The sequence below is a fragment of the Burkholderia aenigmatica genome, from assembly GCF_902499175.1.
Taxonomy (GTDB): domain Bacteria; phylum Pseudomonadota; class Gammaproteobacteria; order Burkholderiales; family Burkholderiaceae; genus Burkholderia; species Burkholderia aenigmatica.
The window spans coordinates 1-14,368 of record NZ_CABVQC010000089.1; the positions used below are offsets into that span (position 1 = coordinate 1).

Annotated in this window: 11 protein-coding genes; 9 read left to right on the top strand and 2 right to left on the bottom strand. The window is 66.2% G+C overall.

Features of this window, described 5'->3' with window-relative positions; genetic code table 11:
- Both BDO18943_RS38350 and BDO18943_RS38355 read right to left on the bottom strand, forming a co-directional pair.
- Window positions 1-1,336, bottom strand: a 1,336-nt coding sequence (locus BDO18943_RS38350) for an ATP-binding protein (RefSeq protein ID WP_235996299.1), incomplete at its 3' end; no start/stop codon positions are given.
- A gap of 92 nt (window positions 1,337-1,428) precedes the next feature.
- Window positions 1,429-1,653: a cysteine-rich CWC family protein gene (locus BDO18943_RS38355; RefSeq protein ID WP_043184709.1), complete on the bottom strand. Its 225-nt coding sequence runs from the start codon at window positions 1,651-1,653 to the stop codon at window positions 1,429-1,431.
- Between the two features lie 305 nt (window positions 1,654-1,958).
- On the opposite strand from BDO18943_RS38355, the gene argB reads away from it, so the two are divergent.
- The 9 genes from argB to BDO18943_RS38400 all read left to right on the top strand — a co-directional run bounded on the left by argB (window position 1,959) and on the right by BDO18943_RS38400 (window position 14,308).
- A complete protein-coding gene (argB, locus tag BDO18943_RS38360) occupies window positions 1,959-2,858 on the top strand; it encodes an acetylglutamate kinase (RefSeq protein ID WP_006490510.1) in 900 nt (299 codons plus the stop codon).
- Window positions 2,855-3,646 (top strand): pyrimidine 5'-nucleotidase, encoded by a 792-nt coding sequence (locus tag BDO18943_RS38365; protein ID WP_175026272.1) that lies wholly within the window; start codon window positions 2,855-2,857, stop codon window positions 3,644-3,646. Before argB ends, BDO18943_RS38365 begins: the two co-directional genes overlap by 4 nt.
- Window positions 3,613-4,275 (top strand): nucleoid occlusion factor SlmA, encoded by a 663-nt coding sequence (gene slmA, locus BDO18943_RS38370; RefSeq protein ID WP_175026273.1) that lies wholly within the window; start codon window positions 3,613-3,615, stop codon window positions 4,273-4,275. The genes BDO18943_RS38365 and slmA overlap by 34 nt, the downstream gene beginning before the upstream one ends.
- Before the next feature lie 600 nt (window positions 4,276-4,875).
- A complete protein-coding gene (locus BDO18943_RS38375; protein ID WP_175026274.1) occupies window positions 4,876-5,418 on the top strand; it encodes a fimbrial protein in 543 nt (180 codons plus the stop codon).
- A 108-nt stretch (window positions 5,419-5,526) separates the two neighbouring features.
- Window positions 5,527-6,285 carry a fimbrial biogenesis chaperone gene (locus BDO18943_RS38380; RefSeq protein ID WP_374101837.1) on the top strand — a complete coding sequence of 253 codons (759 nt, stop codon included), beginning with the start codon at window positions 5,527-5,529 and terminating at the stop codon, window positions 6,283-6,285.
- Window positions 6,286-6,398: 113 nt separating this feature from the next.
- Entirely contained in the window at window positions 6,399-9,011 is a 2,613-nt protein-coding gene (locus BDO18943_RS38385; protein ID WP_175026276.1) for a fimbria/pilus outer membrane usher protein, read from the top strand.
- A 40-nt stretch (window positions 9,012-9,051) separates the two neighbouring features.
- On the top strand, window positions 9,052-10,134 hold the full coding sequence (locus tag BDO18943_RS38390) for a fimbrial protein (protein WP_175026277.1): 1,083 nt from the start codon (window positions 9,052-9,054) through the stop codon (window positions 10,132-10,134).
- Between the two features lie 253 nt (window positions 10,135-10,387).
- Window positions 10,388-10,927: a fimbrial protein gene (locus BDO18943_RS38395; protein ID WP_175026278.1), complete on the top strand. Its 540-nt coding sequence runs from the start codon at window positions 10,388-10,390 to the stop codon at window positions 10,925-10,927.
- Between the two features lie 426 nt (window positions 10,928-11,353).
- The gene (locus BDO18943_RS38400) at window positions 11,354-14,308 is read left to right on the top strand and encodes an autotransporter family protein (RefSeq protein WP_175026279.1); all 2,955 of its coding nucleotides are present in this window, start codon (window positions 11,354-11,356) and stop codon (window positions 14,306-14,308) included.
- Window positions 14,309-14,368: the final 60 nt, after the last annotated feature.

Here is a 14,368-nt window from a genome sequence, read left to right on the forward strand (position 1 = left end):
CGGTCGTGCCGGCCGGGCCCGGCGTGCCGGTTGTCCGTTCGGCCAGGCGCTGGCCCGCGCGTTGTCCCGAGCCTGCCGCGGCGTGACCGTTCGCCGCACTGCCGGCCCGCCCGTTGCCGCCCGCCGTGCGCGGCACGACGTCGGACAGTTCGATCTCGCCGCCGAGCCGCGCGGCTGCGCTGAACGCGAGATACAGGCCGACCCCGTGCCCGCCCTGCGTGCTGTCGACCGGCATCGCGCCGAGCGATTCGCGCAGCGCGGCCGGAATGCCGGGCCCGTCGTCGCATACCTCGAATTCGATCTCGTCGGCCGTGCCGGCGTGCGCGACCTTCGCGGCCAGCGTCACGCGCTGCGGGCTCGCGCGCGCGGCGTTGTCGAGCAGGATCGTCAGGATCTGGCCGGCCGCGACCGTGTCGTCGAGCGCGACGCCCGCCGGACGCGCGCCGAGCAGCTCGAACTGCACATGCGGATGCCGCAGGCGCCAGTGCTCGACGAACGTGTCGAGCCAGTCGTCCACCGGCTGGCGGCTCGCGGGCGCGCTCGCACGGCTGCGCAGGCGCGCGAGCGCCGACGTGCAGAGCGACATCTGCTCCTCGAGCACCTTCAGGTCGGCCTCGTAGCGGGCCAGCCCCGGATCGTCGCGCGCCGCGTCGCGCAGCTCTTCCGCGAGCATCGCGATCGTCGACAGCGGCGTGCCCATCTCGTGCGCGACGGTGGCGGCCTGCACGCCGAGCGCGACCGCCCGCTCGTCGCGCAGCAGGTGCTGCTGCGCTTCGCCGAGCGCCGCATCGCGCTGGCGCAGCGCATTCGACATGCGCGCGACGAACCAGGCGATCAGCCCGACGCTGACCATGAAGTTCGCCCACATCCCGGTACGGTAGTAGTCGAACAGGTTCGCGGGATTGTCCATGTTGAGCGGCACCGAGTCGAAACCGAGCGCCGCGTAGCACGCGACCGCGAACGCCGCGAGCCAGATCATCAGGTGCCACGGCAGCACGGCCGCCGCGATCGCGAGCGAAGGCAGGTACAGCGACACGAACGGATTGGTCGTGCCGCCCGACAGGAACAGCAGCGCGGACAGCGCACCGAGGTCGACCCACAGCTGGCCAAGCAGCTCGAAATTGGTCTCGGGCCGCGCGCGCAGCACGCGCACCCAGGTCAGCCCGTTGAAAACGATTTCGAGCGCGATGACCATCAGCATCGCCGGCAACGGCAGATGCACGCCGAAATAGGTCTGCACGACGCCGATCGTCACGAGCTGGCCGATGATCGCGAGATTGCGAAGCCAGAACAGGTGACTGAGGTTGACGCGCCCGGTGGTGGTGATTCGTTGCATCCGAGCAGTTTACCCGTTTAGCGGGCGACGCCTCTAGCGGGGCCGGATCGGAGCGCGGTGACCGGGACGCTCCGCGTGCGCGCCCGGCGCCGTCAGCCGGCCGCGCCGGCCATCCGCTGCGCGATCTCGTCGGCCAGGCACTCGGGGCATCGGCAGCGCGCGCCAGCCGCGGGCGGCGTGCCGCCGGGCAATACCGGCATCGACGCGCACCAGCATTCGAACGGCTGCGTGCGGGCGCCGCAGTCGAAGCTGCGCCCGCAGTGCGGGCAGCGCGCGCGGCGCGGGGCGGAACGGGCGTCGGCGACGGAATCGGTCATGGCTCAAGCGCGGAAGCGGGCGTGAAGCCGCCCTACGCGACAAGCATAGCGCGGCGAACGGATTTTGCACGCCGGCCACTCGGCCGATGGCCATCGCGAACGCTCGCGAACCACCCCGCCGCCGCCGCCCGCGCCCGCTGCCCATCCCGCTGCCCGCATCGCGCCGCGCCATAGCCGGCGGGCCGCCGCGCGCGGTGCGCGAGCCGCGCCGCCGGTGTTCCGGCCCGCCCAAAAACCCGATGCTGCGCTGCGCCACTCCTGTACAATTCGCCGTGTTTCAACCGTTCCCAGCCAGAGCCGCCGCCATGTCCGAGCCCATCGACCTCTCGCAGATCGCCCCCACGCTGAAAGCAGAAATCCTCGCCGAGGCGCTGCCGTACATCCGCCGTTACCACGGCAAGACCGTGGTCATCAAATACGGCGGCAACGCGATGACGGAAGAGCGGCTCAAACAAGGCTTCGCGCGCGACGTGATCCTGCTGAAACTGGTCGGCATCAATCCGGTGATCGTCCACGGCGGCGGTCCGCAGATCGATCACGCGCTGAAGAAGATCGGCAAGGCCGGCACCTTCATCCAGGGCATGCGCGTCACCGACGAAGAGACGATGGAAGTCGTCGAGTGGGTGCTGGGCGGCGAAGTGCAGCAGGACATCGTGATGCTGATCAACCACTTCGGCGGCCACGCGGTGGGCCTGACGGGCAAGGACGGCGGCCTGATCCACGCACGCAAGCTGCTGATGCCGGATCGCGACAACCCGGGCCAGTACATCGACATCGGCCAGGTCGGCGAAGTCGAGGCGATCAACCCGGCGGTCGTCAAGGCGCTGCAGGACGACGCATTCATCCCGGTGATCTCGCCGATCGGCTTCGGCGAAGACGGCCTCTCGTACAACATCAACGCGGATCTGGTCGCGGGCAAGCTCGCCACGGTGCTGAACGCCGAGAAGCTGCTGATGATGACCAACATCCCGGGCGTGATGGACAAGGACGGCAACCTGCTGACCGACCTGTCCGCGCGCGAGATCGACGCGCTGTTCGAGGACGGCACGATCTCCGGCGGCATGCTGCCGAAGATCTCGTCGGCGCTCGACGCCGCGAAGAGCGGCGTGAAGTCGGTGCACATCGTCGACGGCCGGATCGAGCACTCGGTGCTGCTGGAAATCCTGACCGAGCAGCCGTTCGGCACGATGATCCGCTCGCATTGAGCGCGCGCCGCCCGCCCTCCAGCCCCGACCTGCCGGCGTCGCTGCGACGCCGGCGCATCTCCCGCAGCCGGCCGCGCGCCGGCGCGCCCGTCTGGCTGTTCGATCTCGACAACACGCTGCACCACGCCTCGCACGCGATCTTTCCCGAGATCAACCGCGCGATGACGCAATACATCATCGACGCGCTGCAGGTCGAGCGCGCCGAAGCCGACCGCCTGCGCACCGGCTACACCGAGCGCTACGGCGCCGCGCTGCTCGGCCTCACGCGCCATCATCCGATCGACCCGCACGACTTCCTGCGCGTGGTCCACACGTTTTCCGACCTGCCCGCGATGCTGCGCACCGAGCGCGGCCTCGCGCACATCATCGCCGCGCTGCCGGGCCGCAAGTTCGTGCTGACCAACGCGCCGGAGAACTATGCGCGCGCGGTGCTGCGCGAGCTGCGCGTCGAGCGGTTGTTCGAGCGCGTGATCGCGATCGAGCACATGCGCGACCGGCGCACGTGGCGCGCGAAGCCAGACCACACGATGCTGCGCCGGACGCTGCGAGCCGCGCACGCACGGCTCGCCGACGCGATCCTCGTTGAAGATACCCGCAGCCACCTGAAGCGCTACAAGCGCCTCGGCATCGGCACGGTATGGATCACCGGGCACCTGCCGGGCCATCTGCCGAACATCGGTCGCCCGCACTATGTCGATCAGCGCATTCGTTCGTTAAAATCGCTCCGACTGGGCACACGATCGGGGCGACAGAAATGCAGCCGACTTACCCGCAGGACCAAGCCGTAACGGAAAACCAGGCCACACCGTCCCGCCCGCGCCCGAAGCCGGGCGAGCGGCGCGTGATGATCCTGCAGACGCTCGCCGCGATGCTCGAGGCGCCGAAGCCGGAAAAAATCACGACGGCCGCACTCGCGGCCCGGCTCGACGTGTCGGAAGCCGCGCTGTACCGGCACTTCGCCAGCAAGGCGAAGATGTACGAAGGCCTGATCGAGTTCATCGAGCAGGCGCTGTTCGGCCTCGTCAACCAAATCGTCGCGAAGGAACCGAACGGCGTGCAGCAGGCCCGCACGATCGCGCTCACCATGCTCAATTTCGCCGCGAAGAATCCCGGGATGACCCGCGTGCTGACCGGTGAGGCGCTGGTCGGCGAAGACGAGCGGCTCACCGAACGCGTGAACCAGTTGCTCGACCGGATCGAGGCGACCGTCAAGCAGTGCCTGCGGGTCGCGCGCACCGAGGCGCAAGCGCCCGACGGCGCGGCGCCGTTCGTGCTGCCGGCCGATTACGACCCCGCCGTGCGGGCAAGCCTGCTCGTGAGTTACGTGATCGGCAGGTGGCATCGCTTTGCGAAGGGTGGATTCCAGAAGCCGCCCGGCGAACAGGCCGATGCGCATCTTCGGCTGATCCTGCAGTGATGCGCGGCAAGCACGCACCGACCGACGTACGATCCGGCGCATCCGCGTAACGGCCGGCCAGCGCCGGATTGAGCGGCATTTCCGACTTGAGTGGCCCGATGCAGGCGACGCCAGCCCAAGCGCACGCTGTCTGGACGTCGCCCGCCTGTGTGACGATCGGCACCGCCGACGAACCAACCCGATGCAGCGAAGCAGTTGATCTGGCGCCCATAATAATCAGGATTCCTCTGTATTGATGCGTGTCGACGGCTCACAATCGAGGTCACATTCCTCCAGCATCATCCGCCACGCGTCCGGGCATTCGCAACGCCCGTCTCAACTTCCCTGCATGGCATCCCGTCCTACTCCGACCGTATCGGCGCCCGCCGCCGTGCGCCGAGCCTGCACGCCTGACTATTTTTAAAAGAATTTAGTACTTGAACGATCAGATCCCGGTGCAGATTAGGAATCGTCCAATTCTTTCGAAACCCTTAAAACTCAACAATATCACCTGTTTCCTGTCGCCGCATCCGTTCCGTTTCAACGACGTCGACAGACAGCGTTCAGGAAACGTCAGTGCGTCGTCTATCGACGCAGGACTCCTTACTAATAGGTACTTTCATGTCCAAAAAAGCACTTCCCATTCTGATGGCGACAGCGGGCCTCCTGGCCGTGGCGTCGTCGGCCCAGGCAGCCGACGGCACGATCACGATCAAAGGCGATATCACCGCCCAGACCTGCAACATCTCGGGCGACGGCGGCGGCAAGGACTTCACGGTCACGCTGCCCGACGTGTCGACTTCGGCACTGTCCACGGCGGGTTCGACGGCCGGCCGCAAGCCGTTCCGCATCAACCTGTCGAACTGCTCGCCGAACTCGGGCAACGCATCGGTGTACTTCGAGCCGGGCACGACGGTCAACGCGCAAACGGGCAAGCTGTTCAACGCAACGGGTGACGCGCCGAACGTCGAAGTCGGCCTGCTGAACAAGGACGGCTCGAACATCAATCTCGGCAAGGCGCAAGGGGGCCAGAACTCGCAGACCGTCGGGATCGCGGGCGGCTCGGCAGAGCTCAACTACTACGCGGAGTACGTCGCAACCGGTGGTGCGGCCGGCGCAGGCTCGGTCAACACGTCGGTCATGTACTCGGTCTCGTACGAGTAACGCGGCCGTCCGACCGGCGGCTCGGGCACGGCAAAGCAGCAGGGGTGCCCGGGCCGCGTCCGGCCAACAGTGAATCTGATCATCTACAAGGAGAACTCGGCGATGGGAATGCCAATGAACTGGCGTTTGAGCGTGGGCGCCGCAGCGCTGGTCGCGTCGCTGTCCGGCATGAGCACGGCGGATGCAAGCGTCGTGATCGGCGGAACGCGCGTGGTCTATCCGGAAAAGGAACGCGAAGTCACGGTCAAGCTGACCAACGAGGGCGACCGTCCGTCGCTGGTGCAGGCATGGATCGACGATGGCCACGCCAACGCGCTGCCAGACGACTCGAAGGTGCCGTTCACGCTGACGCCGCCGCTGTTCCGTCTCGATCCGAAGAAAGGCCAGAGCCTGCGCTTGATCTATACGCAAGAACCGCTCGCGCAAGACAAGGAAACGCTGTACTGGCTCAACGTACTCGACGTCCCGCCCCAGGCAACCGACGATCCCAATGCACCGAACCTGTTGCAGCTCGCATTCCGCTCGCGCATCAAACTGTTCTTCCGTCCGGCCGCACTGCAAGGCGTCGCCGACGAATCCGCGGAAAAGGTCTCCTGGAACTTTGCGCCGAAGGCCGGCGGCGGCTACGCGCTTCAAGCGAAGAACCCGACCCCCTACCACGTGACGTTCACCAAGCTGACCGTCAAGTCCGGCGGCGCCACCTGGACCAACGACAACGGCGGCATGGTCAAGCCGGGCGCAAGCGAAGAATTCGACGTCGGCAACGTGCAAGCGATGCCGGGCGCGCCGATCGAGGTCGACTACACGTTCCTCAATGACTACGGCGCGGGTGTCGAAGGCCGTTACGCGCCGAAGAAGACGCACTGACGCTACCCCGCTTTTCCTGACTCAACCGTCGCTGATCGCCGGTGCGGCCATCGCACCGGCGCAGGCAGACCGTCGCTCGCACTATGACGATGCGGCATCAACACATTGAATTCATGCGAGCGAATCATCAATTTCAACCTCTGGAGGCTCCGGCACGTTTCGCGCTCAAACCGGGCTATCTGCTCGTCATGGCGACGCTCGGCAGCTGGGCCGCTGGCGCGTGCGCCGTCGACGCGCCGGCCGCATCGGCGGACAGCTTCCAGGTCGCGCAGGTCCAGTTCAACGACACGTTGATGATGAAGCCGCACGGCCAGCAGCTCGACCTCGAGCGCTTCGCGAAAGGCAATCCGGTCCCGGCGGGCGAGTACCTGGTCGACCTCTACGTGAACCAGACATGGACCGGCCGCTCGATGGTGCGCTTCGACGCACCGGCGGGCGCCGTCAGTGCGACGCCGTGCTTCGATCGCTCGCTCGTGAGCCGCCTCGGCCTCGACGACCAGACGCTGACCGACTCGGCGCGCGCCGAGCTGGTGCGGGTGCAGTCCGGCGAGTGCACGGACATCGACAAGCTGGTGGCCAGCGCAGCGGTCGAATTCGACATGTCGGAATTGCGCCTGAATGTCAGCATTCCGCAGGCGTCGCTACTGCGCAATCCGCGCGGCTATGTGAGCCCGGAACTGTGGGACGGCGGCGTGCCGAGCGCGACGCTCAAGTACGACGCGAACGTGTTCCGGAACATGTCGTCGGGCTATGACAGCACGCAGGCCTATGTCGGGTTGAACGCAGGCGCCAACGTCGGCAATTGGCATTTCCGGCACAACGGATCCTATAGCGCGCAATCCCGCGGGCCGAACCGCTACCGGAGCCTCAACACCTACGTGCAGCGCGACCTGCCGGCATGGCGCAGCCAGTTGAAGGTCGGCGAGACCTATACGGACGGTACGCTGTTCGACAGTGTCGGCATGCGCGGTGCGACGCTCGAAACGGACGACCGGATGCTCCCCGATTCGATGCGCGGCTATGCACCGATGATTCGCGGCGTCGCCACGAGCAACGCGCACGTCGAGGTGTCACAAAACGGCTCGCTGCTGTACGAAACCAACGTCGCGCCGGGTCCGTTCGAAATCAACGACCTGTACGCGACCGGTTACGGCGGCAACCTGCTCGTCACGGTCACCGAGGCAGACGGCCGGAAGCACAGCTTCACGGTGCCGTATGCGGCCGTCGTGCAGGCGCTGCGCCCCGGTATCTCGCGATTCGGGATCGCGGTCGGCCAGTTGCGCGAATCGCAGCTCGAGCGTCACCCGACTTTCGCGCAGGCTACGTATCAGCGCGGCATCAGCAACCTGCTGACCGGCTATGTCGGCGCAATTGTCGCGGAAAACTATCTCGCCGGGCTGGTCGGCGCCGCGTTCAATACGCCGGTCGGCGCACTCGCGGTCGATGTCACGCAGGCGAGCGCCCGCATCCCGGGCGTAACGGCCACGAGCGGCCAGAGCGTGCGCGTCAGCTACAGCAAGTCCGTCGAAGCGACCGGCACGAACATCGCGGTCGCTGCGTATCGCTACTCGTCGCGCGGGTACTGGGGCATGCGCGATGCGATGTCTGCCCGCGAGCAGGCGGCAGCGGGCCGCGATCCGAACGACCTCTATCGGCAACGCAACCAGGTGCAGCTGACGCTGAACCAGACGCTCGGCGAAGGGCGCGGCACGCTGTTCGCGATCGGCTCGTCGGCCAGCTACTGGAATCGTCAAGGCACGACCACGCAATTCCAGGTCGGTTACAACAACAGCCTGCGGATCGCCGGGCTCAACCTGAGCTACAACCTGTCGGTGTCGCGGCAGCGCGACGGCTATTCGGGCAACCTGAACAATCAGGTCTACGCGAACGTGACCATCCCGCTCGGCCGGCGCTCGCACGCGCCGACGCTGAGCGCGAGTATCGCGCGCGACAATCAGGGCGGCACCACCAGTCAGACGTCGCTGACCGGTTCGCTCGGCGAATCCAATGCATTCACCTACGGCCTGAACACCAACACCGGCGGCGGTTCGACATCGGGCGGCGGCAATGCGCAGTACCGCAGCCCGTTCGCGACCTTCTCGGGCAGCGCGACCGGCGGCAGCGGCTACTCGAGCGTATCGGTCGGCGTATCGGGCGGCATCGTCGGTCATGCGGGCGGCGTCACGCTGGCCAACGACCTCGGAGACACGGTCGCGATCATCGAGGCCAAGGATGCCATCGGCGCACGCGTCACCAACGGTACGGACGTCAGGATCGGCCGGCGCGGCTATGCGGTGCTGCCGTATCTGACGCCGTACAAGATGAATACCGTCGAACTCGATCCGAAGGGCATTCCGCTGGACGTGGAAATGTTGACGACGAGCCAGCAGGTCGCGCCGCGCGCGAATTCGGTCGTGAGGCTGAAGTTCGGCACCGTCAGCGGGCGGGCTGTACTGCTCGGGATCCATCAACCGGACGGCACGCCGGTGCCGTTCGGCAGCACCGTGGTGGACGAAGCAGGTAACTCGGTCGGCATGGCGGGCCAGGGCGGCACGGTATTCACGCGCAGCCTGAACGACTCGGGCGTGTTGACGGCGAAATGGGGCAGCCGCGCCAATCAATCCTGTTCGCTCTCCTACCGTTTGCCGACCGAGCGCAGCAAGCATGCCGCGTACGAACGGGTGGACGCGAAATGCGACTACTCGTTGATCAAGGCCCGGCCATAAGCCGCCTCCTTAGCACACTCAATTCAACGGTGAGATTTTCATGACGTTCACCCCACGCAGATTGGCCAAACATCTTCTCGGATTGCTCATCGTCTGGATGATGCCGATGGCATTCGGTTTCGGCGTTGCTCACGCACAGACCTGCCGGTTCAACAACAGCGGCATTTACATCGCCGACACGTACTATGGATTCAACTCGGGAGGGAAAATCGTCATCCCGCCCAATTTGCCGAACGGCGGCGTTATCGCCACCATCACACTGGAAATTCCGTACAACTGCGAGGCCAATTCCGGTCGGCCCGGCGGATGGGAGTTCAAGTTCAAACAGTGGTATCACGGGACCGACATCCCTGGCGTGTACTTCACCGGCGGGATGAGCGGCTCGCCAGCGATTCATCACTATTACTACATGGGCATTCGCACGACGAACCTGGATACGGGCGAAGTGATGATGGGGTGTTGCAGCACCGTTTATCAGTCGTGGGGGCCACCGATCGAACAGACCGGGCCGGCCCAGGGTGTGCTGAGAATCAAGAAGGAATTGGTCAAACTGGACGACCGGATCTACAACTACCCGAATGCCGCCATGGTCGCCATGTCTCAATTCGATACCGAGATATACGCATTCAACCGGAATACCAATCAATACGTGGCGTTGTGGAGATCTTACTGGCGCGACGGCGGAAATCTTGCGGTCAAGCCGGTCAGCTGTACCGTTTTGACGAAAAACCCCGACGTCCCGCTGCCGCCGGTCGCCGCCAGCAAGCTGAATGCAGTCAACATGACAGCTGGCGATCGCGACTTCGCCATCAGCCTGTCCTGCAAGGCCGGCACGAATCTCTACGTGACGCTGACGGACCTGACCAATCCGGGAAACATGAGCAATGAACTCACGCTCACGCCGGACGCCACGGCGAAGGGCGTCAAGCTACGGATCCTGAGGAATGGCCAACCCGTCAGCTACGGCCCCGATTCGCCCGCGGTCGGCAACCCGAACCAGTGGTACGTCGGCCCGTCGGGATCGACGACCAGCATCCCGCTGAGTGCGCAGTACATCGCGACCGGCGCCGTGTCCGCCGGGACGGTCAAGGGTGCCGCGACGTTCACGTTGAGCTATCAGTGAACGCAGCACGCTCGACAGCGCAGTGATTCGGCAGTGCGTCTGCCGCAACCACCCGATCTCAAGCGACAGGCGCACGCCATCGGTCATCATCCGATCGATGACCGGAACAAGCTTCTGATTAGCAGTCCGACAGGACTACATCGGAAGGTGATTGTCGGATGAATTCGAAGTATCGCCCTTACAGCCGGTCACGGCAGGTGGACGGTGTGACGACGGAGTCCGATTTTTCCAACTAGTACTCGAGGAAATTGATATGAAGTTCGCATTCTCCAGCATCGCCGCCCTGACCGTCGCTGCCGCAGCTACCCTGCCGGCCGTCTCGCACGCGGCCGACGGCACACTCTCCATCAAAGGCAAGATCGGCACGCAAACCTGCACGATCGACGGCAACGGCACGGGCGGCAAGAACTTCACCGTCGCACTGCCGAAGGTGTCGACGTCGGCGCTCAACACCGGCGGTGCAACGGCCGGCCGCACGCCGTTCAAGATCGGCCTGAAGAACTGCTCGCCGGCAGGCGGAAACGTCTATACATACTTCGAGGCAGGCTCGACGGTCAACTCGACGACCGGCAACCTGCTCAACTCGGGCGGTGCGACGAACGTCGAAGTCGGCCTGCTCAACGGCGATACGACCAACATCCGCGTCGGCAAGGCCGATCACAAATCGGCGGTGGTCGCGCTGTCAAACGGCGCCGCAGATCTGCCGTACTACGCCGAATATGTCGCAATCGGCGGCCAGGCGGGTCAGGGGACGGTGAACTCGTCCGTGATGTACTCGATCATGTATCAGTAACAGCCACGAACCGGCGCGCATGCTGCACGCGCCGCCGGGTCATTGCCGGGGTGCGCGGCAGCATGCGTGCCCCGGCGTTCCCGCTGGATACGGTACGCGCACCACCGCGCGCCGGCCATCTCCCCGTGCGCGGACACACTCGGCGCTCAAGCGGTCAGCGCAGCACGCCATCCGTTTTGCCCCCTCCGCCCATTGACTGAAAGCGAGCAAGCCCGATCGTGTGCACCGGTCCTGTACGCCCTGCGCTGGTGCCGAACCCGCCACGGGCAACCTCGACCGATCGAATAACGCGCGCCCAAATATCTCCGCGTTTCGCACCGGCTCCGTGCCGACCATCAAGCACCGCAAAAAATTCGAACTCGTCCAATTTCAAAATAGCCCACACAGGCTCATCTTCGTGCACTCGGAATAAATCAAGGTGATCAGGTGAACTACAGTCATTTTCCTTTTTCCCAGGCGCGTATCGGCCGGCGTGTCCTGCATTCCGCGTTGCTCGCCGGCGCGGCGATGCCGTGGCCTGCACCGGCGCAAGTCGTCGGCGGCGGCCCGCAACTCGCGGACGGCATCGCGCTCGAAGTCGCACCGGGCGAATATTCGACGACCGCATCCGGCAACGCCGTACTTTCCGCCCTCAACGGCGGCGTGCTGACGACCCTCGGCAAGACGCGCGTATTCTCGACCGGCAACGTCTCGGCAGGGGCGGCAGCATGGGGCGCAGGGTCGCGCGTCGCGCTGCGCGATACCGAAATCCGCACACGCGGCGACTCGAGCGCCGGCATCGACCTTCGTCAGGGCGGTAGCGCATCCGCGGAGGACATCTCCATCGATACCGACGGGGACTACGCGCACGGCGTATCCCTCGACGGCGCCAACGGCCGGTTGTCACTCACCGGCAGCGTGATCGTCACGCGCGGCAAGGAGGCGTCCGGCATCACGGCGATCCTCGTGCCGGGCGGCATCATCGACGTGACTGACACGCTGATCCGTACCAGCGGCCTGTTCGGGACCGGCCTGTCCCTCAGCTACGGCGGCGTCCGAGCCACGCTGAAGCGCACCGACATCCGCACCGATGGCGACTATGCATCGGTGCTGTACCTGCCGAGCGCATCCACCGTCGCCTTCAGCGACTCGTATCTCGAAACGAGCGGATACGCGGCGCTCGGCGTGGATACCCGCGAGGGCAACGTCACGCTCGAACGCACGCGCGTCGTCACGCACGGCACCAGCTCGCACGGGCTTTACGCGTCGAAGGAGTACACCGACACGCCCGTCGTCGACGCCACCGACACGCACGTGACGACCACCGGCAAGGGCGCGATCGGCGTGGTCGCCCGGCTCGGCGGCAAGGTCGCGATGACGCGCGGCGGCATCGTGACGAGCGGCGAACGCGCGCGCGGCGTGCTGTCGGCCGGCGCGAACTCCGTCGCCACGCTCACCGATACGAGCGTTGAAACGAATGGCACCGAAGCCACCGGGCTATACGCAAGCGCCGGCGGCACGATCGACCTGCTGCGCAGCGACGTGCGCACGACCGGCGCCGGCGCCTTTGCGGCGGCCGTCTATGGCGGCACGCTGACGATCGACGACGGCACGCTCGTCAGCGAACGCCACGGCGCGATCGACGCATCCGATGCGACGATCACACTGCACAACGGCACGCGCGCCATTGGCGGCAACGGCAAGCTGCTGTCCGTTCATGCCGAGTCGGGCGCGCCCGTGAGCCTGACGCTCGATGCGCAGTCGTATGCCGAAGGCGACATCGTCAACCACCCGACCGACGACGGCGATCCGACCCATGCGGTCACGGACGTCACGCTCGCGAACGCATCCGCCTGGACCGGCTCGACCGACGCGGTCCGCACGCTGTCGCTCGACACGAACAGTCTCTGGACCGTCACCGGCAATTCGACGGTCGGCTCGATCGTACTGACCGATTCGACGATCGGATTCGACACACCGGCGGCCGGCTCGCCGCCCACGCCGCGCTCGCTCGTCGTGACCGGCGACTATGCGGCCCGCAACGGCAAGCTCGTCCTCCATACGACGCTGCAGGACGACACGTCGCCCACCGACCGCCTCGTGATCGACGGCGGCCACGCATCCGGCGACACCGGCATCGTCGTCAAGCGTTCGGGCGGCGACGGCGCGGCCACGACCATCGGCATCCCGCTCGTCGAAACCCGCAACGGCGGCACGACCGACGCGTCGGCATTCACGCTCGACGCGGCCTCGGACGGCTACCGGAACGGCTTCGGCACGTTGTCCGCCGGTGGCTACGACTACATGCTCAAGCGCGGCGGCGACGGCGGGCAGGCGGAAGACTGGTATCTCGTCTCCGCGGCAAAGCCGCAGCCGCCGCTCCCGCCGGATCCCCCGATCGGACCGGAAATCGAACCGCCCCCGCCGCCGCGCGCCACCGCACCGGAACCCGACGCATATCTGGCAAACGCCGATGCGGCATCGATGATGGCGATCCATACGCTGCATCAGCGTGAAGACGCGGCGCTACGCACCGGGACTGCCGCAACCAGCCCGCTCGATGGCGCCGTGTGGCTGCGCGCCGAGGGCCAGATGACGTCGATGTCGGGCGGCAACCGCAGCGTGTCGGGCAACGGCCGCCTGATTCACGCGGGCGCCGACCTGTTCCGCTTCGACGACGGCCGCGGCGGCAGCGTGCGCGTCGGCGCGATGGGCATGTACGGCAGCCAGACGAACTGGTCGACGCGCCCGCTGTGGAACGCCGTCACGCAACGCATCGCGGAAGCCACCGCACGCGGCAGCGTCGCCGGCTACAACGTCGGCGTGTACAGCACCTGGTACGGCAACCGCGACATCCTGACCGGCCCCTACGTCGACGCTTGGTTCATGTACGGCGCCTATGCGAACACCGTCGGCGGCAGCCTCGCGGCCGATTCGTACCGATCGCGCACCGTAACCGGCTCGATCGAGACCGGCTATTCGTTCGGCTTCTACGAACGCGGCGACACGCGCTTCTTCGTCGAGCCCGAAGCGCAGCTCGTCGTGTCCGACTATCGCGCGGACGCGCACGGTACCGCCGGCGGCCGCCTCGACGGCCAGGGCTCGACCGACGTACTCACCCGCGTGGGCGTGCGCGTGCACGGAGTCACCGCGATGCCGGATGGACGCGAACTTCGACCGTTCATCGAGGCGAATTGGTGGCACGGCCCCGGTTCGCGCTCGCTGACGCTTGATCGCAATGCCTTCTCGTTCAGCGTGCCGCGCGATCGGGCTGCCGTCCGGATCGGTGCGACCGGGCAGGTCAGCCGGCGATTCTCGATCTCGGCGAGCCTCGGCGTCGAAGGGAATCTGTCCGACTACTCGGTGGTGAAGGGCCAGCTCTCGGCGAAATACCGCTGGTGATACCTGCGGCGGCCCGCAGCCGCAGGACGCGAAATCCGCCTCGGGTGGAATTCCGCTATA